Annotated in this window: 24 protein-coding genes; all 24 read left to right on the top strand. The window is 42.0% G+C overall.

Annotation, left to right across the window (positions count from 1 at the left end):
• Positions 1 to 9 precede the first annotated feature (9 nt).
• The 24 genes from OFY17_RS00780 to flhB all read left to right on the top strand — a co-directional run bounded on the left by OFY17_RS00780 (position 10) and on the right by flhB (position 23,556).
• Positions 10 to 810, top strand: a complete 801-nt coding sequence (locus tag OFY17_RS00780) for an alpha/beta fold hydrolase (protein WP_263528782.1) — start codon at positions 10 to 12, stop codon at positions 808 to 810.
• Positions 797 to 1,603, top strand: coding sequence for a malonyl-ACP O-methyltransferase BioC (bioC, locus tag OFY17_RS00775; protein WP_263528781.1), 807 nt, complete (start codon positions 797 to 799; stop codon positions 1,601 to 1,603). Before OFY17_RS00780 ends, bioC begins: the two co-directional genes overlap by 14 nt.
• 30 nt (positions 1,604 to 1,633) lie before the next feature.
• Complete coding sequence (gene bioD, locus OFY17_RS00770; RefSeq protein WP_263528780.1) at positions 1,634 to 2,314, top strand: dethiobiotin synthase; 681 nt, start codon at positions 1,634 to 1,636, stop codon at positions 2,312 to 2,314.
• 82 nt (positions 2,315 to 2,396) lie between these two features.
• Positions 2,397 to 2,867: a helix-turn-helix domain-containing protein gene (locus OFY17_RS00765; RefSeq protein ID WP_263528779.1), complete on the top strand. Its 471-nt coding sequence runs from the start codon at positions 2,397 to 2,399 to the stop codon at positions 2,865 to 2,867.
• Positions 2,867 to 4,021 (top strand): sensor histidine kinase, encoded by a 1,155-nt coding sequence (locus tag OFY17_RS00760; protein ID WP_263528778.1) that lies wholly within the window; start codon positions 2,867 to 2,869, stop codon positions 4,019 to 4,021. The genes OFY17_RS00765 and OFY17_RS00760 overlap by 1 nt, the downstream gene beginning before the upstream one ends.
• Before the next feature lies 1 nt (position 4,022).
• Positions 4,023 to 5,369, top strand: coding sequence for a sigma-54-dependent transcriptional regulator (locus OFY17_RS00755; protein ID WP_263528777.1), 1,347 nt, complete (start codon positions 4,023 to 4,025; stop codon positions 5,367 to 5,369).
• A 67-nt stretch (positions 5,370 to 5,436) separates the two neighbouring features.
• Positions 5,437 to 5,793, top strand: a complete 357-nt coding sequence (gene fliE, locus OFY17_RS00750; protein WP_263528776.1) for a flagellar hook-basal body complex protein FliE — start codon at positions 5,437 to 5,439, stop codon at positions 5,791 to 5,793.
• Between the two features lie 27 nt (positions 5,794 to 5,820).
• Positions 5,821 to 7,485 carry a flagellar basal-body MS-ring/collar protein FliF gene (fliF, locus tag OFY17_RS00745; protein ID WP_263528775.1) on the top strand — a complete coding sequence of 555 codons (1,665 nt, stop codon included), beginning with the start codon at positions 5,821 to 5,823 and terminating at the stop codon, positions 7,483 to 7,485.
• Between the two features lie 6 nt (positions 7,486 to 7,491).
• Positions 7,492 to 8,505, top strand: coding sequence for a flagellar motor switch protein FliG (gene fliG, locus OFY17_RS00740; RefSeq protein ID WP_263528774.1), 1,014 nt, complete (start codon positions 7,492 to 7,494; stop codon positions 8,503 to 8,505).
• A gap of 7 nt (positions 8,506 to 8,512) precedes the next feature.
• Positions 8,513 to 9,322 carry a FliH/SctL family protein gene (locus OFY17_RS00735; protein ID WP_263528773.1) on the top strand — a complete coding sequence of 270 codons (810 nt, stop codon included), beginning with the start codon at positions 8,513 to 8,515 and terminating at the stop codon, positions 9,320 to 9,322.
• 2 nt (positions 9,323 to 9,324) lie between these two features.
• A complete protein-coding gene (fliI, locus tag OFY17_RS00730) occupies positions 9,325 to 10,656 on the top strand; it encodes a flagellar protein export ATPase FliI (protein WP_263528772.1) in 1,332 nt (443 codons plus the stop codon).
• A 55-nt stretch (positions 10,657 to 10,711) separates the two neighbouring features.
• A complete protein-coding gene (gene fliJ, locus OFY17_RS00725; protein WP_263528771.1) occupies positions 10,712 to 11,146 on the top strand; it encodes a flagellar export protein FliJ in 435 nt (144 codons plus the stop codon).
• A gap of 48 nt (positions 11,147 to 11,194) precedes the next feature.
• A complete protein-coding gene (locus OFY17_RS00720; protein ID WP_263528770.1) occupies positions 11,195 to 13,078 on the top strand; it encodes a hypothetical protein in 1,884 nt (627 codons plus the stop codon).
• 1 nt (position 13,079) lies between these two features.
• Positions 13,080 to 14,945: a hypothetical protein gene (locus OFY17_RS00715; protein WP_263528769.1), complete on the top strand. Its 1,866-nt coding sequence runs from the start codon at positions 13,080 to 13,082 to the stop codon at positions 14,943 to 14,945.
• 53 nt (positions 14,946 to 14,998) lie between these two features.
• The gene (locus OFY17_RS00710; protein ID WP_263528768.1) at positions 14,999 to 15,952 is read left to right on the top strand and encodes a response regulator; all 954 of its coding nucleotides are present in this window, start codon (positions 14,999 to 15,001) and stop codon (positions 15,950 to 15,952) included.
• 48 nt (positions 15,953 to 16,000) lie between these two features.
• On the top strand, positions 16,001 to 18,052 hold the full coding sequence (locus OFY17_RS00705; RefSeq protein WP_263528767.1) for a flagellar hook-length control protein FliK: 2,052 nt from the start codon (positions 16,001 to 16,003) through the stop codon (positions 18,050 to 18,052).
• Between the two features lie 116 nt (positions 18,053 to 18,168).
• The gene (locus OFY17_RS00700; RefSeq protein ID WP_263528766.1) at positions 18,169 to 18,687 is read left to right on the top strand and encodes a flagellar basal body-associated FliL family protein; all 519 of its coding nucleotides are present in this window, start codon (positions 18,169 to 18,171) and stop codon (positions 18,685 to 18,687) included.
• A 5-nt stretch (positions 18,688 to 18,692) separates the two neighbouring features.
• Positions 18,693 to 19,676: a flagellar motor switch protein FliM gene (gene fliM, locus OFY17_RS00695; protein WP_263528765.1), complete on the top strand. Its 984-nt coding sequence runs from the start codon at positions 18,693 to 18,695 to the stop codon at positions 19,674 to 19,676.
• A 1-nt stretch (position 19,677) separates the two neighbouring features.
• Positions 19,678 to 20,193, top strand: a complete 516-nt coding sequence (gene fliN, locus OFY17_RS00690) for a flagellar motor switch protein FliN (protein ID WP_263528764.1) — start codon at positions 19,678 to 19,680, stop codon at positions 20,191 to 20,193.
• Between the two features lie 5 nt (positions 20,194 to 20,198).
• Positions 20,199 to 20,636 (top strand): flagellar biosynthetic protein FliO, encoded by a 438-nt coding sequence (fliO, locus tag OFY17_RS00685; protein WP_263528763.1) that lies wholly within the window; start codon positions 20,199 to 20,201, stop codon positions 20,634 to 20,636.
• The gene (gene fliP / locus OFY17_RS00680) at positions 20,633 to 21,370 is read left to right on the top strand and encodes a flagellar type III secretion system pore protein FliP (RefSeq protein ID WP_263528762.1); all 738 of its coding nucleotides are present in this window, start codon (positions 20,633 to 20,635) and stop codon (positions 21,368 to 21,370) included. The genes fliO and fliP overlap by 4 nt, the downstream gene beginning before the upstream one ends.
• Before the next feature lie 2 nt (positions 21,371 to 21,372).
• Complete coding sequence (gene fliQ / locus OFY17_RS00675; protein WP_263528761.1) at positions 21,373 to 21,642, top strand: flagellar biosynthesis protein FliQ; 270 nt, start codon at positions 21,373 to 21,375, stop codon at positions 21,640 to 21,642.
• Entirely contained in the window at positions 21,642 to 22,424 is a 783-nt protein-coding gene (gene fliR, locus OFY17_RS00670) for a flagellar biosynthetic protein FliR (protein ID WP_263528760.1), read from the top strand. The genes fliQ and fliR overlap by 1 nt, the downstream gene beginning before the upstream one ends.
• Entirely contained in the window at positions 22,417 to 23,556 is a 1,140-nt protein-coding gene (gene flhB, locus OFY17_RS00665; protein WP_263528759.1) for a flagellar biosynthesis protein FlhB, read from the top strand. The genes fliR and flhB overlap by 8 nt, the downstream gene beginning before the upstream one ends.
• The last annotated feature ends 16 nt before the right edge of the window (positions 23,557 to 23,572 follow it).

The following is a 23,572-nucleotide window of genomic DNA, read 5'->3' as shown; positions in this document are numbered from 1 at the left end:
AAGTTGAGTATGCGAGCAAGAATCGAAACGGAATCATTTGGAGACGCATCTAATCCGGCCATATTTATGGTGTCTGGTTGGGCTATGCCAAAGGAAGTTATGCATGGTTTTGCTAACGCTTTAAAGAAACGTTTTTATGTAGTAGTTGCGAACTTGCCCGGAATTTCCTTGAGCGAAGGTTGGATTGCTCGCTCTCGTATCGGCACTAACTATGATATTGATGCTCTAACTGAGCAACTTATCGAAGCGGCCCCGAAAGGAGCTTGGTGGCTGGGTTGGTCGTTAGGAGGGATGATATCCGTCTATGTTGCTGCTCGTCGCTCTAGTTGTGTTCAAGGTGTGATTACCTTATCCACTTCGCCTAGTTTTGTGCAAAGGGATGATTGGCCTCATGGTATGCCTTTGACGGATTTTGATGTGTTTTCTGCTTTGGTGGAAAGTAAGCCAGAGCAAGGTTTAAAACGCTTTGTTATGTTACAGGCTAAAGGAGCTGAAAAAGAGCGTGAGTTAGTCCGCTCTCTGCAGTCTCTATTGCCCATGAAAACGTTAAATAGCCCTGCTTTGATTGGGGGGCTGCGGTTACTTAAAAATCTAGATGTACGTCGTGAATGGTCGCTTTTGGATATGCCTAACTTACATTTGTTAGGCGAAAAGGATGGTCTAGTTTCAGCAAAAGTGGCTGAGTTAGATAAAATAGCGAACCCTTTTCAACATTGTTATGTTTTCCCCAATTGTGCCCATCAGCCCTTTTTAGAATATCAAGAAGAGTGCGTGCACCAAATAGAAACTTTTATCGATGCTAATAAATGAACACCCTGAAGTGCTTAATTATAAACGTCAGTTGGTTAAGCACTTTGACCGCGCCTCTCTGTCCTATGATACGTATGCCGAGTTCCAACGAGTTGTTTTAGACCGCCTTTTGCCCATGCTCCCTAGTGGTTCTTATGACCGAGTGTTGGACTTAGGAGCTGGTACAGGGCAAGCCTTATCTGACTTAATTCAAAAAACACAGCCTTCTTTTTGTTTAGCATTGGATTTATCCTGCCAAATGTTGTCCGTCGCTCAGAGTCGTTTCCCTGAATTGGATGAGGTGCATTATCTTTGCGCAGACGCTGAGTCGCTGCCTCTTGCCAATGGTAGTTTGGATCTGGCTTTTTCGAGTTTGGCGATTCAATGGAGCCTCTCGCCTGAGGCGTTATTTGACGGTCTATTTCAGGTGCTTAAGCCCGGTGGTTATTTTGTGTTTTCCACACTTTTAGAAAACTCTATGCCAGAGATAGAAGGTGCGTGGTCGGCGATAGGAAGCCCTAATCACGTTCATCGGTATGTATCTTCAAACGTCTTAAGTGGTCAACTTGAAGAGGCGAATTTTAAGGTTCTTTCTCTTTATAAGTCGAAAATTGCTATGCAATTTGATTCTCCTGAGAGTGCGATTAACTCCTTGAAAAAAGTTGGGGCTAGTTTGATTCGTTCTGATGAGCATAACACTGTTTCGCCAAGCAAATGGAAAGCTTTTATAAAAGAGTATGAAAGGCAACGCAGCGAAGAGGGTATACCTCTAAGCTATCAAGTTGCCTTCGTTGTAGTTCAGAAACCCTATTAGTTATTCTTAAAAATGGGTTAGGAGTTATTTTTGAAAAAACGTTTTTTTGTTACTGGAACAGATACAGATGCTGGTAAAACATTTGTAACAGTGGGACTGTTAGAGGCAGCGAAGCGAGCTGGTCTTAGAACCATGGGGTTAAAGCCTGTCTCCGCAGGTGCGAGCTTGATAGATGGTGAGCTTAAGAATGATGATGCGTTACAGATTCAGCAGGCTTGTAGCGTTAAAATGCATTATTCTCAGGTGAATCCAATTGTCTTTGAACCAGCCATTGCGCCTCATATTGCTTCTCAGCAAGCCAATAAGCTAGTGACAGTATCTCGATTAGAGGGTTATATAAAAGGCGCTATGTTAACGCCCCATGACTTTGCTTTAGTGGAAGGTGCTGGTGGCTGGCGCGTGCCTTTAAATGATAGGGAGCTTTTGTCTGACCTCGTTAAGGCGTTAGATCTACCTGTTATTTTGGTTGTAAATATGAAGTTAGGTTGTTTAAATCACGCTATTTTAACGGCTGAGTCTATCGCCCGTGATAGTTTGAAAATAGCGGGTTGGGTTGCCAATAACGGTGATCTGCAAAAAATGTCTTGTTATGATGAGAACTTAGCAACGCTTAAGGCGATTTTGCCTGCGCCATTATTGTCCGAATTACCTTGGTGTACTGAGTCTGAAAAGCTGAATCTTGAGTTTGATCGCATCCTTGAAGCGTTATAAAGTGAAATTAGTCCTTGAAAAAAGTGAGTAAAAACACAATATATACAGTAAGTTAAGGTGTTTTTAATAGAAAGGAGATGATGTGAAGGCTTGGTTGTGCGGCTTAAATGACGAAGAGAAATCAAGTGTTTCCAGTATTCTTACTTATATTGGCGTGGAGCACAGTGCCTTTTTACATGCCTTTCCATTGCCGGACTTTGTTGTATTGGGCAAAGAGGTAACAACTTTTGAATTAGATGAGGCTGTCGCTGTCATCTCCCTAAATGACTCTTTAGATGTGGTGGGGAACTACAATACGTGGCTTGCTCCTCTACCTTGGCGTTCTCAACATTTATCCGTCATCCTCAAAGAGATAAAACAACGCCAAACCTTCCCTCAAATAGCGGGCGTTAACTTGAATTTACATGTTCGTCACTTAGAGGCACTGTTGATCCGTCAGGCATTAGTGTCTACTCAAGGAGTGGTGTCTAAAGCCGCTCAAAACCTACAGATACAGCGCACCACCTTAATTGAGAAAATGCGTCGCTACAATATAAGTAAGTCGGAGTTTTAGTGACTAAAGATGAGGAAATAGCGGAGCTGAAGGCCGCCTTTAAAGCATTTACTGAATCGTCTGAAGTATTGACTCAATCTTACTTAGAGCTTCAGCAGGAAGTAACTCGCCTTTCAGAGCAGTTAGCGGCTTCGGAGCACGCCAAACAAGAAGAGCAGGATAAAAATCGCGTTTTAGTATCGCAATTTCAGCAGCTTTTCGAGTCTATGCCGGTCGGTGTTTTATTGTTAAATGATACTGGCGTTGTGGTAATGGCAAACCCTGTGGCTGAGAAGCTGTTTAATTTGTCCCTTGTTGGTCAGTCGTGGGGAACCATAGTGCCGTTGAGCTTTCGTCCGCAAGAGGATGATGGTCACGATGTAACTATGGTGACAGGACGTCGCGTTCGAGTTGAAACGGCTTCTTTAGGCAATGCGCCAGGGCAGTTGGTGATCTTAGTAGATTTGACGGAAGCCTACCATTTGCAGAAAAAGCTAAACCATCATGAACGCTTATCAAATATGGGTAAAATGGTTGCCGCATTGGCGCATCAAATAAGAACCCCTTTGTCATCTGCCACGCTTTATGCAGGTCATCTTCAAAAGGCGGAGCTGGCTCCAGTGATGAGGCAAACCTTTGCGAATAAGTTGGTAGACCGCTTATCTAATATTGAAAAGCAGATTCGAGACATGCTGATTTTTTCACGTAGTGAAATTAAATTGGATGATACCGTCTGTGTAGCAGATTTTGTTAATGAATTAGTTGAGCATTGCCAAGATATAGTTGAGCAAAAGAGCATGCAGTTTGAGAGTGATTTAGGGACTTTTGCATCGGAAGACTATATACGTTGTAATAATGAAACGCTGCTAGGTGCCTTGTTAAACTTGTTAAATAATGCAATAGATGCACAAGATGATGGCGAGCTAGTTCGCTTGTATTGCCATATTGAGGCAGGTAATTTAAAACTGATCTTTAAGGATCGGGGTGTGGGCATGTCTAAAGAGCACTTAGAGCATGTTCAGGATGGTTTTGTGACAACAAAACAGCACGGAACAGGATTGGGTTTGATGGTGGTTAAGGCGATTGCCAGAGCTCATCATGGGCATTTTGAAATAGATAGCATAGAGGGCGCTGGGACAACAGCGAGTTTTTCAATTCCTCTCATAAGGGTATGACATGTCCGATGTAAAATTATTGATTGTTGAAGATGATAAAGGTTTGGCCGAGGCGTTAGAAGACACGCTAATGTTGGCTGGATATCAATGTAAAATGGCTTACAGTGCAGAAGAAGCTGTGGTTGCCTTAAAGCATAACCCTTTTGATATGGTTGTTTCTGACGTCAACCTTCCTGGTATGGATGGTTATGGTTTACTTCAGCATGTGGTCGAATATTACCCTGAACTTCCCATTATGTTGATGACGGCTTACGGTGATATAGCGCACGCGGTGGAAGCTATGCGAGACGGCGCTGTTGATTATTTATTGAAGCCCTTCAAAGAAGAAGAATTACTGGATGCCATTGCTAAATATACGGTGAAAGTTGCGCCATCAACGAATGGTCAACCGATCGCTAAAGACCCTGCCAGTGTGTCCCTATTAGAATTGGCTAAAAGAGTGGCTGTAACAGATTCTACCGTATTGATTTGTGGTGAAAGTGGTACGGGTAAGGAAGTGTTGGCTCACTATATCCATCAGAATTCAAGTCGCCCCAATGCACCATTTGTTGCTATTAACTGTGCTGCCATTCCAGAAAATATGTTGGAAGCCATTCTCTTTGGTTATGAAAAAGGTGCGTACACTGGAGCGGTGTCTTCCCAAGCTGGTAAATTTGAGCAAGCTAATGGTGGAACCTTGCTTCTTGATGAAATTACTGAAATGGATGTTGGCTTGCAGGCCAAGCTGCTGCGAGTGCTACAGGAGCAGGAAGTTGAGCGTTTAGGTGGTAAAAAATCCATTCCTCTTGATGTACGTATTATTGCGACAACGAACCGGGATTTGGCTGAGTATGTTCGTGAAGGTGGTTTTAGGGAAGACTTGTATTACCGTTTGAATGTTTTTCCTCTGCGCTGGCTGCCGATCCGCGAGCGCAAGGGAGATATACTTCCTATTGCTCAGCACCTTCTTGCTAAACATGCGGCTAAAATGCGTATGACATCGGCGACTTTTAAACCATCAGCACAAAGTAAATTAGAATCTCACCCTTGGCCCGGTAACGTTCGAGAGTTGGATAATGTCATTCAGCGGGCTTTGATATTAAGTGCCAATGGTCAGATTCATGATGATCATATTGCATTTGATATGATGAGTCTGTCGCCAGCAGACGCTGAACCTGAAGTGGATGAAGATAGCGCAGCCTCTATCCTTGGCAAGGGTGTTCAGCAGCACGAATTTAGAATTATTGCTCAAGCTTTGATCGATGCGAATGGTAAGCGTAAAGTGGTCGCTGATAAATTAGGTATTAGTCCTCGAACATTACGTTATAAAATTGCTAAAATGCGAGAAAGTGGTATAGATGTTGATTGATTTTTGTATCTTGTTTTCATTCGCTTTATGATAAGCTAGATATAAGTGTTTTTTAAAGGTGAGTAGCATGGTTACTGGTCGGCCAGACATTAATCAAGTGTTGTCCCAAATGAGGGAGATGCAATCGCAGGTTCAAGCTCCGAAATCCTCAGTGCCTGATGTTGGTTTAGGTAATGGTGAGGAAGTTCAGGGTGTTGAACGGGCTGATTTTGCGGAAATGCTAAAAGCAGCAGTTGATAATGTGAATACTTTGCAAAAAGATGCCACTCAACTTGCTCAGGCTTATGAACGTGGTGACGAAGGTGTTGACCTTCCTGAAGTTATGATTGGCTTGCAAAAGTCCAGCGTATCCTTTGAAGCAATGACGCAAGTTCGCAATAAGCTTGTGGACGCGTACGAAAAAATTATGAATATGCCTATCTAGGCACAATAAACCGCTTGGCGCTTTTTAATGGATAATGTTCCTGCTGAACAATCAGAGCAAAAGCTCTATTTAGAATTAGTTACAGGCTTTAATAAACTGACAGTGATTCGTCAGTTAGCATTAATGGTCGGTCTGGCTGCCTCTATCGCCATTGGCCTATCTGCGGTTTTATGGAGTAATGGACCAGACTACAAGCCTGTTCTTAGTAGTATTACGGACTACAACGCCGACCAAATTGTTGAAATTCTAAGTATCAATAACATCCCCTTCAAACTAGATGAAAATACAGGTGCTCTACTTGTAGAGTCTGACTTTTATCATCAAGCGCGATTGAAGCTCGCAGGCTCTGGTATTGTTTCAGATAATATTGTCGGTCTTGAAATCATGGACCAAGAGCAAGGCTTGGGCACTTCTCAGTTTGTCGAGTCGACTCGATATCGTCGAGGCTTAGAAGGTGAGCTGAGTAGAACCATAACTAGCTTGCAAAGTATCAAAAGTGCTCGAGTTCATCTTGCTATCCCAAAAGAGTCTGTATTTGTTCGCGATACTCGTAAACCCTCCGCTTCTGTATTTCTTGAGCTCTACCCTGGTAGGCGTTTAGATACGAGCCAAGTTGATGCCATTGTTAATCTAGTTGCCTCAAGTATTTCTCAATTAAGCGATAAAGATGTCACGGTAGTCGACCAAAGGGGAACTCTACTCACAGAGAAAAATACTGACTCTGAGTTATCCGTTGCTGGTAAGCAGTTTGACTACACACGTAAAGTTGAAGATGTTTTATTACAGCGTGTGAATAACATTCTTGGGCCTGTTGTTGGTCAAGGTCGCTTTATGGCAGAGGTCTCAGCAGATGTTGACTTTACCGCGATTGAGCAAACGGATGAGCAATATAACCCTGACTTACTTGCATTACGTAGTGAGCAAACATTAAGAGAGAACAGAGCGAATGGCGCCGGAAGTGGTGGTATTCCAGGAGCACTAACCAATCAACCACCAGGTGTGGTAACTGCGCCTGAAACCGCTGATGAAAGCGGTTCGCCCATTGGTGGAGGTGGTACTTCCGGACAGTCACGAGAAGAAACTACTCGTAATTTCGAGCTAGATCGAAGTATAAGTTATACCAAACGTCAGCAAGGCACCGTTAGGCGACTTTCTGTTGCAGTTGTGGTTGATGATTTAGTTAGCCTAGATAGTGAAACATCGGCTCTTATTAGAACACCTTGGAATGATGATGAGTTAGGTCGTTTGACTTTGCTGGTGCGTGATGCGGTTGGGTATGATCCATCCCGTGGTGATAGTGTCAGTGTCATTAACTCGCCATTCGCAGTTCCTGATCCAGTGGAACCTCCGGTTGAGGTACCTTTCTATAAGCAATCTTGGTTCTTGGATTTATTACAGCCCACACTCGTAGGTATATTTGTACTGATTTTATTACTTGTCGTTGTTCGCCCTGTACTGAAAACGCTTAGTGAGCAGAGTAAAATTGCGGTTGCAGAAGATACCGAAGCGGCGATTTTCTCAGATGAGACAGATGAAATTGCAGATGATCAGGTGTCACTAGTCAGCGCAGAAGATATTATGGTGCCAGGTTCTCCTGAGAAGATTGATCGTCAGTTGAATGCAATCCGAGGCTTAATCGCCGAAGAGCCAGAGCGAGTGGCTCAGGTTGTTAAACAATGGGTAGGTGAGTAATTAACCATGAGTGATGCAGGTCAAGCTTCAGATTTAAGTTCCATCGAAAAGGCAGCTGTTTTACTGATGTCTCTTGGTGAGAAAGATGCCGCTCAAATACTGAAGCATATGGGGCCTAAAGAAGTTCAAAAGATAGGTTCCATGATGGCTAACATGTCAAACGTTCAGCGCCATCAAGTTGAAAAAGTATTGGATGATTTTCTAGTGCTAGTGGGCGATCAAACAGGCCTTGGTCTTGGGGCGGATGGCTATATTCGTAACATGCTAAGACAGGCGCTTGGTGATGAGAAAGCTGGCAGTTTGATCGATCGAATTCTACTTGGCGGTAACACTACTGGACTAGACACCTTAAAGTGGATGGAATCCCGTGCTGTTGCTGATGTTATCCGTTATGAACACCCGCAGATTCAAGCCATCGTAATCTCATATTTAGAATCCGACCAAGCTGCAGGTATTTTAGCTAACTTCGATGAACGCGTACGTTTGGATATATTGCTGCGTGTCGCTGCATTGGAAACTGTACAGCCTGCTGCGTTAATGGAGCTGAACAATATTCTTGAACGACAGTTCTCTGGTAACCAAGCGACTCAATCAACCACTATTGGTGGCGTGCGTACCGCTGCGAATATCATGAACTTCATTGATAGCTCTGTTGAAGCGGAGCTTATGGAGTCGATTCGCGATGCCGATGAAGATTTGGCGAATACTATCCAAGACTTGATGTTTGTATTTGATAACTTGATCGATGTGGATGACCGTGGAATACAGGTTATCTTACGTGAAGTTGAGTCTGAGACATTGATTTTGGCGCTGAAAGGTGCTGACCCAGATATGCAAGAAAAAGTATTTAAGAATATGTCATCTCGTGCTGCAGATATGTTGAAAGATGATCTTGAGGCCCAAGGGCCGGTTCGTGTGAGTGAAGTGGAAGTTGCTCAAAAAGAAATACTGGCTGTAGCCAGACGCCTAGCTGATAGCGGTGAAATCGTTCTCGGTGGTGGCGGTGAGCAGATGGTTTAAATAAGTTATGTCTGCTGACAATTCAGATAAAGATGTTCGTAAATTAACTGCTTATGAACGCTGGGAGCTTCCTCATCTTGATGGTGGTGAGGCTGTCGTTGATTCAGGTCCTGCCATTTTAGTTCGCAAAGAAACTGTGGTTACTTCAGAGGAGGTTGACCAAGAGTCTTTGGTATACGAGCCACTAACTGCCTCTCAATTAGAAGAAATACGTTCTGCTGCTTATGATGAAGGCTTTATTCAAGGCGAAAAAGAAGGGCATGAAAGAGGTTATGCCGATGGTTCACTCAAGGGTGAAGCAGAAGGGTTTGAAAAAGGTCATTTAGAAGGTTACGAGGCGGGGCTAGAAAAAGGCCTTTTGGAAGCAAAAGAAGATGCGAAGGTTAAGCTTGAGGCGATTGAAACGCTTTTACAAAGCGCCGTATCTGAAATAGTATCTCCATTAGAAAATAGTCGCGCTGCAGTAGAAGCTATTCTTTACGAATCAATGACTAGAATGGTCGAAAATATCTGCCTCACCTCAATGACACAAGAGGCAAGTCAGGAGCTTAAAAGCCAACTCACTAGAGTCTTCGAAGAGATTGGTGAGTATGAAGGTAGCATTAAGATACGACTGAACTCCGATGATGTCGCTGTTTTAAGTGAACTTGATGTGATCTCTAGGTTGAACCTAAAAGTTGAAACTGACGATCTTCTTGTTAAAGGTAGTTTTGTATTGGATTCTAAGTCTTTTCATATTGATGGGCGTATCGAGCAAAGATTAGCCGCAGTTTTTGATGAAATACGTAATCTCCCCGCTTCCGAATCAGGTGAATAGTTTTGCCTACTCTCCAAGATCGCTTAAATAAACTTAGCCATGTATCCACTGAGCTTTTAACGCCACGTATTGAGGGAAAAGTGACTCGTATGGTGGGATTGACTATGGAAGCTGTTGGTTGTGTCGTAGCGTTGGGTGATCGTTGTTCTGTTCAAGTTAGAAAAGATCGTTGGGTGGAGTCTGAGGTAGTTGGCTTTACCGGTGATCTTACTTATCTTATGCCAACCGAAGCGATAGATGGTATATCCCCAGGGGCTCGTGTTAGACCATTGCTGGGTGACAGTCAGATGCCTGTTGGTGATGAACTGTTAGGTAGAGTGGTAAATGGTTTAGGTAAACCCTTGGATGGGAAAGGGCCAATAAAAGCCAAGGATATGGTGAGCTTGCATGGCGATGTCATTAATCCGCTGCAACGTAAGCCAATTAGCGAGACGCTAGATGTTGGCATTAAGTCGATAAATAGCTTGCTAACAGTCGGAAAAGGCCAGCGTTTAGGTCTTTTTGCTGGTAGCGGTGTCGGTAAGAGTATGTTGCTAGGGATGATGACTAAGTTTACAGAAGCCGATATCACGATAGTTGGGCTAATCGGCGAGCGGGGTCGAGAAGTAAAGGAATTTATTGATCAGATTTTAGGTGAAGAAGGTCTTTCTCGTTCTGTTGTGGTTGCCTCTCCTGCTGACGATTCTGCTTTAATGCGACTGCGTGCTGCTATGCTGGTAACACGAATTGCTGAATATTATCGAGACCAAGGGAAAAGTGTTTTATTGCTGATGGACTCCTTAACTCGTTATGCACAGGCTCAGCGAGAAATTGCCTTGTCCGTTGGTGAACCCCCAGCGACAAAAGGTTATCCCCCTTCGGTTTTTTCCAAACTGCCTCAGCTCGTTGAGAGAGCAGGAAACGGCCGAGAAGGTGGTGGTTCAATCACAGCATTCTATACCGTTCTTACAGAAGGTGATGATCAACAAGACCCTATTGCGGATGCTTCGCGAGCTATTTTGGATGGCCATATTGTATTATCGCGCCGCCTAGCGGAAGAAGGGCATTATCCTGCGATTGATATAGAAGCTTCTATATCAAGGGCGATGCCTCATATCGTCAGTGAAGATCATTTGCTTGGTGCCATGAGAGTTAAGCAACTTTATTCTAAGTTTCAGCAAAACCAAGACCTTGTATCAATAGGTGCTTACAGTAAGGGGAGTGATCCAGATTTGGATCAGGCGATTGTACAAATGCCTGAAATAAGAGGTTTTCTTCAGCAGTCGTTAACAGAAAGTTTTTCTATTGACCAAAGTTTAGAAGCATTGGTCGCCGCGATGACCAAAGCACAGTAGACTACTGCATATAAAAACGTCTAATATCAAATCTATTGTCTGAGATGGATAGAGCATGAAAAAATCACTCCGTATTCAAACACTTGTGGATCTTGCAAAACGCAAGGAGGATGCTGCTGCGCAAAAATTTGCTCAAGATAAGGCTTTGGTAGAAGCAAGCGTTTCGAAACTACAAGAGCTAAAAGAATACTCAGAGCAATATGAATCTGAGCGAAATTTGTTAGGTTTGAGTCCTTATCTGACGACTAATTACCAGCACTTTGTTGATAGGGTTAAACAGGCGATTGTTCAACAAGAAGCCGCTGTTGTCAGAGCTGAGCAGCAGGCTGGTATGAGTATGCGATTATGGTTGCAGGAGCGATCAAAAACCCAAAGCATGGATTGGCTAAAAGAAAAGAATCATAAAGCCGAACAACTTATTGAGAGCAAGCAAGAGCAAGTAGGTAGTGATGAGTTTGCTATGAGGCGTTTTTGGGATACTAGCCATTAGTTTTAACTCTGAGCTTTTAAAGGTAAAGGTTGGGTAGTCTGGAGTAATATGAGTAAGCAAGGTAATTTGCTTGATATGCCTTTACTTTCTGAAGAAGTAGAAAAAGCATTGTGTGAGTATGAACTAGCACCCCAGTCTGGCTTGAAAAAGCTACGGACTGCTTTGCTTTATTTAAATAAACATCAGCCCCCTAACTTAGAAGATAGTCTATTGTCTCAGAAAATGAGCTCTATAGAGGGGGCAATAGACCGACTGATTCTTTCAAGCTCTCCTTATTCCGCTGACTTTCACCATTCTTTTTTATCTGCGTTTGACGCAGTCTTTCAGATTATTTATGCCGCTCAAATAAGTGAAGAGCGTATCGATCAACTGGTTTTTCTTCTGTCTAATGATCGAAGTTGTTGGCATAGCTTAAAGAGTATTGTCGATTATTCTGCTCAATTGCCAGATTTAAAAAGCTACGAGGCGCACTTTGACCTCAAGAAGATAGGTTTTGAATTTGAAGCTTTGCTTGAGCGGCTTAGTCGTCTTGGTTCTGTGTCTTTTCAAGTTACCTCTGCGAATGATAATACGATAATAGGGCGTCTTGTATTGGAAACTGTGCAGACTCTGGCATGGTTGAAAGCACATTATCGAGTGTTAGATTGGCAATTGGTTTTTGTTGAGAAAAGCATTGATTTGCGAGAACTGTGTGAGTCAAGTTATCTGCCTTTGTTTCAGCATGATGGGCTAGAGGTTAGTACTCGAAACAAGCTTCTAACAAAATATGAAACTCAATTGAAAGGGAGCTTTTATCAAGAGTTTGAGCTGACGCTTCCTGACCATGTCGCTCGCGTGACAGATAAAAGGTACTCTCGTCTTGTCCCGTGTTTTGATACAGTATTGCCAGATGAAATAAGTGATGGCGGTTTTCCAGTTCGTCATGGTGGTGCATTTTATCTAGGTGCTATGGATGTAGGAAATGGTCGAAGTGAAGTTCAATATCGCCAATGTTTAGGTCGGGATTACTTATCTTCGTTCTTATTTGAATTTGATGTCGGTGAATCTAAAGTAGTATTTGATTGTGGGGAGTGTTTGAGATTAGACACAGCCTTATTTGTCGATATAGAAAAAAGTGACGAATCTAATTTGGCTTTTATCGTGCTTTCAAATGAGCAAAAAGTCCCATTAGTTACCCATGTTTTCGGAAGCAATGTTCTGGAGTATATAGAGCAAGCTTCAGTGTCCGATTCGTTTAATATTGCGCTAATTGAGCAGGTTGGAGAGTGTTTTGCTTTACCTTATTTATCTAAGCGTGATATCGAGGCTGTGCCTGCCTTTATGGCAGTGCCTAAAACTTGGTTCAAAAATGTTTGGTTATCTAAGAATAATGATGCTTTTTTAGAACCATGGTTATTTGAGTATAAGTCCCTTTCATATTTATCTTGTTTGCCTGCAGTGGAGGTGTTTCAAGGTTCTTCGCAATCTGCAGGGAAAAGTGGTTATTACGCAGGTCAGCTGTTCGGCAAAGATGTCTGGGTTGAAGCGTCCTTAATAAGGGTTCTAACACCATGTTTAGATGTTCATTTTTTTGACTCTTTTGATGGAAATGAGGCTATTCCACCATTTGTTGTTTATGAAGGGCAGTGTTTTGATCAAGTGTTATTAGGAGCAAAAACTTTACAAGATAAGCCAAGTAAAGGCTTTTCAGTGATATTGGAGTGGCGAAACCAGTCAGTTATTTTGTTCTTTCAAGCTTGTAATTGGTATGCTTCTTTACCGTTTGGCTATGATACGCAAGATTTTTTTGTGCCCTCTACTGAAAACGGTAGAATGATAGAGGAAGTTTTTTCCTCCATACAAGAAGAGTTTGTTGTTATAAATAAGAATAATTTTACATCTTTAGTGGGTGGTATCTGGCCACCTTCATTGTCTATTGAAAAGAAAGGCTAGCATGAATACACAAAATGTTTCCCCTGAGTTGCCGAGAAAAGAGCTTGTTGGTCGATTACAGAAAGGTGTATTTGGCTTGTTGTTTCTTTTGCTGTTGTCGTTTGTCGGTTTGTTTTTTGTGATGAACTCGACAATTGAAAAGCATAAAATCCAACAGACAAAGCTTAATGATTTAGTGTCGGTAGTACACCATGCGGAGGAGCATTGGCTTGAATGGTTGCTCATTGAAGATAGGCAACTATACGATGAAGGCAGTTTAGGGCATTCATCGAGTCATTTACATCAAGTACTAACTGGGGAATATCAGTTAATCGAGCAAGACTTAATGATGTTTGAATCATTGTCTGGTGACGAAATAGCTGGTGCCAAGGTGCTTTTAGATAGCTTATCCCATAAATTTCTCTTGCCTCTCTCTGAAGATGATCGAACCTCCATTTATTATGCGATTGAGGTGTTGGAACGTTTAGGTGATGAGCTTTCCGAAATGAGTGTTATTTATGAGTACGAGCGCCAAGTATTTGTTGAAAAGTTAATATGGTGGCCTATTGGAGCCTTTGCGTTGTTAGCCTTCTTTATCGTCTATTGGGCAGCAAGTTATGTAAGGCAAATGCGCTCAGGTATTGCTGATTTACATAATATTGTTGATAGACATAAGCATTCCATAGTCGGGGCACATCGTAGTTGTATTGATGAATTTACCCACTTGGGGTACATGTTGGACAATGAGCTAGAAACTCAAGGTTTTGATCTTGCATTAACTGCAGCGAACTTAAAACTTTTAGAGATAGTTTTCTCTAGTATCGAAGAGCCATTTTTTGTTACCAATGATGTTGGTGATGTTGCATGGATGAGTGCCGGCGCCGAGCGACTATGGATTTCTAACTCTGCTGCATTTGAGCCTGTTCTTGGTATCTACTCAGGCGTAGATACTCCAGTTGGAGAACGTGTGGTTGACTCGGTTCTTTTATCTGATAAAGAAACCATAGTTAAATTGTCATCTGGAGTGTATGGGGTAAAAGTTAATCGCCTTAGTGGTGCGCCTGACTCAGAAGAAGAGAGTCTAAGAAGTATCATTGTTTTGGAGTCTAAGTCTGAGGAAGCTGAGTTGAAGATTTTACATAATAGTCTTCAACTCATTGAAAAAGATATTTGGACTGCGCCAATTCGAATATTAAGGTCGGATTCACCCTATGTAAGTTTTTCACAGTCCTTAGAGTCTATACGTAGAAATGTGGTTGAGCTGTTTGAAGAAGTGAATAATGTACTTGGCGACGACAATATTGAAGAAGTTACTAAACTACAACAAATCCCTTTTTTAATGTCTCAGAAAATCTACCAAACTGAAGGTCTTGATGACGAGCTGATTCCTCAAAGTGATGCCCTGGTTGTCTGTCAGGATATTCATCCCGAGTTAAATAGTGTGGCAGATGTATCAGAGCAAGTTCGGGATTCTTTGTTGCTGGGGTATGAGCTTGTTCTTAAGAGACTGCAACTAGTAGAGAAGGATTTGTCTTCTGATGTTGTACTTCTGAATGATGTAGAGCGTTGGCTTAATGAGGTCCGTGTTGGTGTATTGTCTAGTCTTTCGGCGACAGAAGGTGAAAGTGCTAATGTTAGGCGTCGTTTCTCTGTAGATCTAGAGCATGACATTAGCAAGGTTCAGACCCAAATTGAAGAAATGAGAGCTGTTGCTGAGTCTAGTTTGTCTTCGCTACAGTCTGATCGTACTATAGGTTCGGAAAGACTGGATTTAGCACGTGAGTCGATCAATGAGATGGTCGATAAAGTACAAGAAATAATGGATAAAACAACTCCCCAAGTTGAGGGCGATAGTCTGCAGCTTCTTGAAGGATCGAGAGGGGAATAAAAAAACACGGTGATCTTTTACCGTGAGTTATTTTATTTTTTTGAGTGATTCCAATGAAGAAAGTGTTGACCGTATTGGTTGCAGATGATGACCCTTCAGATCGACTTTTATTAAAAGAGATACTGGACCGCTTTGGTTATAATGTGATCTTAGCTGAAGATGGGCAAGATGCAGTTAATAAGTATGATCCGTCAAGCATTCATCTAGTCTGTTTAGGGACGAGTGTACCCAGTAAAAGTGGCTGGGATACGGCGCTTGAAATTCAGGCGAAAGCTGGAGATAACTTTACTCCGATTGTTTTTTCTTCAAAAGAAGCTCCCACCGTAGCGCCTGCTAACTTTTTGCGAGTGGGTGGCGTTGGTTTTATTTCTAAACCTTATAGCCCCTACTTTGTTGTTGCCAAATTGAACTCTATTGTGCAGTTGTTTGTTCTTCAAGGGGTATCGAAAGGGCAATTCGACCTAGATTATGAGAACTCTCCACAACTGGCTGCAGCTGATGATATTCCAGTCGATTTGTCTTTCGAATATGTATTAAATGCTGACTCACTTCGAAATAGTGATCCTTTGCCCTATGTTTTAAACGTAATTACTTCTTTACCTGGTGGAAGTGTACTGTCTCGTCAGATATTTATGATTTTATCAGAGCTGTATTCGAATGCGCTCGAACATGGCGTTCTCAACCTAGATTCTAATAGTAAGCATTCTGTTGATGGTTTCTCTGTCTATTATGAAGAACGGCAAAAAAAGCTAAAGCAGTTGACTGAAGGGTACGTGAAAATTTCCGTTAAAGTGGTTTCCCATTGCAATGAAAGAAACCTGATTTTATATGTTGAAGACAGTGGGAAAGGCTTTGACTTTAATGAAGTTAGTTACGAATTGCCTAATGAAGAGTTACTGTATAACCGTGGTCTGGCATTAGTGAAAGGACTATGTTCGAAAATAGAGTTTTCGAAAGGAGGCAGAGCTGTTTCAGCTTACTATGATTGGTCTACTTCTCCACTTTAATAAATTGGCCTCCCAATTGCATAGCTTTCAATATCGTTGGAGGAAGTTATGCGCGCAGATTCAAATACGGTATTGTCTTTATCATTAGATAATCCGACTAAAACCACGAAAGTGTCGAAGTCTCCCAGCAGTCAAGGAGAGGCTTTTGAAAGCGAACTTAATATCGCGAAACAAGCCGGTTACTCACCAAAGCAAGCGAGCTCTTCTAGTTCTCCTGAAAGCCATGAGGCTTCAGTTGGAGTTGTGGGCGGAGCAACTGATACTGGTGTTGCTACTTCAAGTAAGCCGAATTCTAATCAAGTTGATATGTCTACTACAGCGGAAGTTGTGGTTGATAAAGATGGCAATGTTTTGCAGCCTGAAGGTAAAGAAGTTCTCGTAAGTGGCTTACCATTAGACCCATCTGATATGAGTGGCGTAAAAGTGGAGCCACCAGCCACTGTGGTTAAAAAGGTTGATATACCTCTTTCCAAAGAAGAAATTGTCGCGCTCAATCAATCTTTTAATGATGCAGTTACTACTGACCTTGCAGTGAATGATGAACATCTTAAGTCTGCGCAATCCTCCCTCTCCCTGAGTGAATTAGATGTAGAAACTCTCAAAGTCGCTGAGTATGACTCCCTAGAAACACCAATTAGTTCTAAAAAGGTTGCGCATAATACCCAAGATAATATTTTAAAGGATCCGTCTATAGTTCCTGAAGTAGCACAGCGCATAGGCACCTTTGAAGTAGGTGATTCTATTGTCGATGCAAATACAACGATCGACGATCCATCTGATGCTAGCGATAATGTAACGTCAATTGCTGGACAAGGTCCTATAAGAGTTAACGAAGACTCTATTGTTCAGGGGGAAGTGCTGTTAACTGATGCAGCTCCATTACCTGAAAATTCTCTGAATAGCGCAGCTGTTAAAGAAGTTGTTATTGAGGATGAGTCATTAATTACACCAAGCGTGGGATCTGTATCTAAAATTCAGAACTCAGAGTTAGATACCAATGATCCTCTTAACACTGAAACTGATTTGGAAAAAACTTCTGTAGAATCTGCAAGCCAATCATCGGATAAATTAGCCTCGTTGTTGGCCCTTGTTCAATCTAATGCTTTTCAGAAAAATGCAACTCACAATAGTTTAAATACTGAGTCTATGGAAAAACAGGTTCAGCCTTCAAAAGAAGCGTTGCTTTTGGATAAATCATTGCTTTCTGAAGGAGGGGGCGCTCAATTGCAGGTTGGTGATGAAAGTGCCGAGGAACTGTCTTGGGTTCTGTCTCAGATGGATAAAAGTAACGGTAAGGTTGTTCCTATAAATACTTTCGCTTCTGCTGTATCTGGTTTAAGTAAGGAGGGGGGGGCACCAAGCTCTCTTATAACTGATCAGGTTAGTGAGTCGGCTAACATATTGTCTGAAGAATTGACTGATGATCTCCTATCGGGAGAAGTGGATATTAGTCTTGATGATGCGTTGGCTGGGGAAGATAATGTTGTTGTCGATGAGCCTATTGAACTTAGGAAAAAAGAACTGGAAACAATGCTAGGGCGTATAGCTATTCAATCGGAAGGTAAAGAGACCGGAGATTTGCCAGCTGGTGGTTTGAATAGTTCTTTGCAGGGTGTTAGTGCTGTTCGTTCCGCTTCTCCTTCAATAGCAGCACAGCAACCTAATTTAACCATGACAGTACCGCCTGAACACCCTAATTGGGCAAATGAAATAACACAGAAGGTTAGTTGGGTAGCGCGCGAAGGGGGGCATACGGCACATATCCGTTTGGATCCGCCAGAATTGGGGAGTTTGACCGTAAAAGTGTCTGTTGATAACGATGCAACGACCCAAGTAAGTTTCGTTGCTGCAACGCCACAGGCTAGAGATTTGCTGGAAAGTCAAATGAACCGATTAAGAGATATGTTGGCACAGCAAGGTATGGATTTGAGTAAGGCCGATGTTGATGTTTCTCAACAAGATGCCTCTCAAACGCAAAGAGAGCAGGACGATACGAATTCGAACGGTCAAGGTGTTGCTTTTAGTGAAGAGTCAGATGATGGGTTAATTTCAAGTAATACCTCCTATGTTTCAGCCAGCGGGGTGGATTACTATGCATAAAGTCATAAAAATTGATGGTGCTATGTTGGATTCTTTGTAGAATAGAGGGGCAGTTACGTTAGAGTGTCTATGTGCTCTATAATAGGAATTTTTATATTAAGTAAGGTTTGTAAATAATGGCTGACGACGATTTAGACATTGGTGGTGAAGAAGAGTCCTCTGGTGGTAAAAAAAAGCTGATAATCATCATTGCTCTTGTTGTTGTTTTATTGGGTGGCGGAGCCGCAGCTTTTTTTCTTTTCTTTAGTGGTTCAGATGAGCCTGTTGAAGAGGAGGGTGGTGAAGCTCCAATGGAAGAGATGGTTGATATTCAAATGCCATCCATGTTCTTGGCATTAGATCCGGCTTTCATTGTGGATTATATGGTAGATGGTAAGCAGCGTTATGTTCAGCTGAGTTTAACGGTACAGTCTAAAGATGCGGGGCAAATTAATGCGTTGACTCTTCATATGCCATTGATAAGAAACAGCCTACTACTATTGTTTGCTAGCCAGTCCTTTACTGATTTACAAACCCAAGCAGGAAAAACAGCATTAAAAGAAGCTTCTGTAGATGCCATCAATGGTATTTTGCAGCAAGAGACTGGAATGGGTGGCATAGATAATGTTCTGTTTACTAACTTTGTGATGCAATAATCATTATGTCCGCTCAAGACTTATTATCTCAGGATGAAATTGATGCCCTCTTGCATGGGGCAGATGAAAAGCCTGAAGAGGAAGATACACGAGATGCCAATGGTGTGGCATCTTACGATATTACGAGTCAAGAACGTATAGTTCGTGGGCGAATGCCTACACTAGAAATGATTAATGAGCGTTTTGCACGTTATACACGTATAAGCTTATTTAATATGCTCCGACGAACTGCTGATGTGTCCTCTGGTGGCCTTCAAGTTATGAAGTTCGGAGAGTATGTTCATACACTCTATGTTCCTACTAGTTTGAATCTGGTTAAGTTCCGACCTTTGAGAAGCACCGCGCTCTTTATTTTGGATGCGAAGTTAGTCTTTAAATTAGTTGATAACTTTTTTGGTGGTGACGGTCGCCATGCCAAGATAGAAGGGCGTGAATTTACACCTACAGAAATTCGTATTGTTCAGTTGATGTTGGAACAGGTATTTGTTGATTTAACTGAAGCCTGGGCTCCCGTCCTCAAACTTGATTTAGAATATATCAGTTCAGAAGTAAATCCAGCGATGGCCAATATCGTTAGCCCTAGTGAAGTGGTTGTTGTGTCTACTTTCCATATTGAATTGGATGGCGGTGGCGGCGAACTTCATATTACCTTGCCTTATTCTATGATTGAGCCAGTTCGGGAATTGCTTGATGCAGGTGTCCAAAGTGATGTCGATGAAAAAGACGATCGCTGGGGTAAATCACTTGAGCAAGATATTCAGGATATTAGTGTTAACTTGTCCGTCGGTGTGGCGAACCGAAAAATATCTCTAGGTGAGGTGTTGAAGTTTAAAGCTGGGGATGTCATCCCAATTGAAATGCCAGAGTTTGTGACTGTCCGAGCTAATGATTACCCTTCTTTCAAAGGGAAATTAGGTATGAGTAATGACCGCTACTCGGTACAAATGGTTGAAAGTTTTAAAATGAATAAAGATAAGGTAGCTAAGTAAAATGGCGAATGAAGAATCTCCTGATCAAGCAGGTATGGACGAAGGTTTAGCCGATGAATGGGCTGCTGCGATGGAAGAGTCTGGTGACAACGAAGGCGATGGCGATGGTCTAGCAGATGAGTGGGCTGCTGCCATGGAAGAGTCTGGTGATGCTGGTGGTGGCGATGATTGGGCCGCTGCTATGAGCGAACAGGAAGAGGTGACGCCTGTAAAGCTGGATGAGCTTTCAGGGGCAACCGTTCCTGTTGGTAGTATTGGTTCTGATCTTGACCTTATTATGGATATCCCTGTCAATTTGTCCATGGAACTTGGTAGTACTGAGATTGCCATACGAACCCTAATGCAGCTTACTCAGGGCTCTGTTGTTGAGCTTGATCGTTATGCAGGGGAGCCTTTAGATGTTCTGGTTAATGGTACTTTAATTGCTCATGGTGAGGTTGTGGTGGTAAATGATAGATATGGTATTCGCTTGACTGATGTTGTGAGTCCAAGTGAACGCTTAAAACGGTTGAAATAACGTCATTGACTTTTCATCGCTTGCTTAGTTTTATATTGGCAGTCATATCAGTTATGGCTGCTTCTCTTCTTTATGCTGTTGATTATCAAACATCACCTACTCCAACTTTCTCCATCTGGAAAATTGTTCTTTCTTTAGTTTTTATTGTTGTTTTTATTCCAGCTTGTCTTTGGTTGGTGAAGCGTTTTCAACTGGCTCAAATGAAATTAGGGCAATCTGATATTAAAGTGCTTAATGTTCAATCATTGGGAACAAAAGAAAAGCTAATGCTGGTTGAGGTAGAAGGGGAAAAAATATTGATTGGCGTTACTCCTCATAATATTACTCACCTCAAAGATATTCCCTCTCAGAAGAAAAGTTTCGCCTCTGTTTTAGAAGATGTTGATATTGAGGGGCAAGAATCATCGGAATGTACGTCTATATTACAAGAGGCAAAAAAATGAGAATTGCCTTGTTGTTTTTAATGTTTCTTTTGCCTAGTTTTACATTTGCTGAAAGCGGCTTGCCGGCAGTGACTGTAGTAACTAATCCTGATGGTAGTCAGGATTACTCTGTATCTCTGCAGATTCTCTTCATTATGACGGCATTAACGCTGCTGCCTGCGGCGTTAATGATGATGACATCTTTTACTCGAATTGTGATTGTTTTTGCGATTTTGCGTCAGGCGATCGGTTTACAGCAAACGCCTTCTAACCAAGTTATGATTGGTATGGCGCTCTTTTTAACTTTGTTTATCATGACGCCCACTTTGGATAAGGTTAATGAGGTTGCCCTTCAGCCTTATCTAAATGAAACTCTGACTTCTGTACAGGCTGTTGAGGCGGCATCGGTTCCTATGAGGGACTTTATGCTGGCACAAACAAGGGAGGATGATATTGCTTTGTTCGTTAAGTTGGCGGGCAAAGAGGGGACAATACAGTCAATGGAAGACTTGCCCTTTACTATCTTGATGCCTGCTTTTGTGACTAGCGAATTAAAAACCGCTTTCCAAATCGGTTTTATGATCTTTATTCCTTTCTTGATTGTCGATATGGTGGTTGCTAGTGTATTGATGGCCATGGGTATGATGATGTTGTCTCCGATTATTATCTCTTTGCCTTTTAAAATAATGCTCTTTGTAATGGTTGATGGTTGGGCAATGATTATGGGTACTTTAGCCGCAAGCTTTGGGATTTAGCGATGAACCCTCAAGTGGTTTTAGATTTATATGGGCAGGGCTTCTACCTGATCGTATTGATTGTGGGTGTTGTTATGTTGCCCAGCTTGTTAGTTGGTCTAATTGTTAGTATCTTTCAAGCAGCGACACAAATTAATGAGCAGACGCTTTCTTTTCTTCCAAGGTTGATTGTGACTATTTTGGTCATAATGCAATTGGGTCCATGGATTTTGACTAAACTTATGGATTTCACAAATAACTTATTTATTAATATTCCTATGATAATAGGCTGATGTTAGAGCTTAACCCTGATCAAGTTTTAAATCTTACTATTAGCTTTCTTTTGCCTTTTTTTCGTATTGGCGCATTCTTTATGGCTCTTCCTTTAATTGGGAGTCGTCTTGTTAACACCCGTATACGTATTGCATTTTCTTTTTTAGTGGCTGTTGTGGTTACCCCAGTCATTGAAACCCCAGATTATGACCCTGTCTCTCCTGCTTATATTGTGTTAATTGCAGAGCAATTGATAATTGGTTTTGTTTTGGGGTTTGTTGTTACCGTGCTATTTCAGTTGTTTTCTTTAGCGGGTCAGTTGGCCGCAATGAAGGCAGGTTTGGGTTTTGCTATGTCTAATGACCCTGCTAACGGTATTTCTGTTGCGACAATGGGACAATACTACTTGTCTATGGTGGCTTTGGCCTTTCTTGGTACAGATGGACACTTAGTGATGATAGAGTATCTTGCTGAGAGTTTTAATTATTGGCCTATAGGGGGTGGTTTTGATCATCAGCGCTATTGGCAGTTGGTGCTTCTCGGCGGCTGGATGTTTGAAAAAGCTTTGCTGATAGTGATGCCGCTGGGAATAGCAGTATTAATCATCAACTTGTCTTTTGGTGTTGTTGCAAAGGCGTCGCCCCAGTTAAATATTTTTGCCTTGGGTTTCCCAATAATTATGTTGTTCTCTCTCTATTTCTTCTGGATTATGTTGGATGATTTTCTGGATATCTACTTGCTGTTTTTTAGGGAAATTATAGACTGGCTAAAAGTAACATGGGGGATTCAGCTGGATGGCTGAGAACGAAGACGGTAGTGAAAAAACCGAAAGTGCCAGTAGCAAAAAGCTACAGGATGCCAGAGCCAAGGGTAATTTACCTCGCTCGAAGGACTTAAGTTCGGCGCTTTTACTGATTGTTGCTGCGGTAACAATATATGGTACCGGAACGCTTTTGGTTCGTGACTTATCTGTCTTGTTTAATTTCAATTTCATTGTTGAACGAAAAGATATATTTGATTTAAGTCGAATGGTTTTTCATTTGTATGAGTCTGTTGTCGCTATGATGGACTCTATGATTTTGTTGATGAGTGTATTGGCGGCGGCTGGGATAATTGGCAGTATTGCTTTGGGGGGATTGAACTTTTCTTGGGAACCTCTTCTGCCCAAGTTGAGTAAAATGAGTCCTATCGCAGGCATTAAGCGTATGTTTTCAATGCAATCTTTGGTTGAGCTATTGAAGTCTATTGCTAAAGTGTCGCTTGTTGGTTTGGTTGCTGTTCTGGTTATCAATTATTTTCTTCCTGAGACCTTGGCGCTGACATTTCAAGCAATAGAGCTGTCGGTTGCTCATGGCATTGATATTGTTGTTTGGTCGTTTGTTTTTGTGACTCTTGCATTGGTTTTGATCGCTGCGATTGATGTGCCCTTTCAGATCTGGTCACATAAAGAAAAGCTAAAGATGACTAAACAAGAAGTAAAAGACGAATTTAAACAGCAAGAAGGTGATCCTCAGGTTAGGGGCAGGATCCGTCAATTACAGCGCCAAGCAGCAATGAATAGAATGATGTCTGATGTGCCAGAGGCAGATGTGATTATTACCAACCCGACCCATTTCTCTGTTGCCCTTAAATATGATCAAACGGGAGGAAGTGCTGCGCCAATTATGATAGCCAAAGGTGGAGACTTTATTGCCCTGAAAATACGTGAAATTGGCAATCACTACGATATCCCTGTGATACAATCGCCTGAATTAGCGCGTGCAATTTACCGCCATACTGAAATTGGTGATGAAATACCGCAAGGTTTGTTTAAAGTGGTTGCGCAGTTGCTGGCTTATGTTTATCAGCTGCGTAATGCCCGTACTGGTGCTCCAATGCCTGACCCTATGCCTACATTGGACGTGCCTGATGAGTTTAGGTGGGATGGTGAATAATCATACTGTACTGTTT

It is taken from the genome of Marinomonas sargassi, assembly GCF_025716875.1.
In the GTDB taxonomy this organism is placed as follows: Bacteria; Pseudomonadota; Gammaproteobacteria; order Pseudomonadales; family Marinomonadaceae; genus Marinomonas; species Marinomonas sargassi.
Note: the sequence above shows the minus strand (reverse complement) of the source record. Positions and strands in the feature narration are given on the sequence as shown.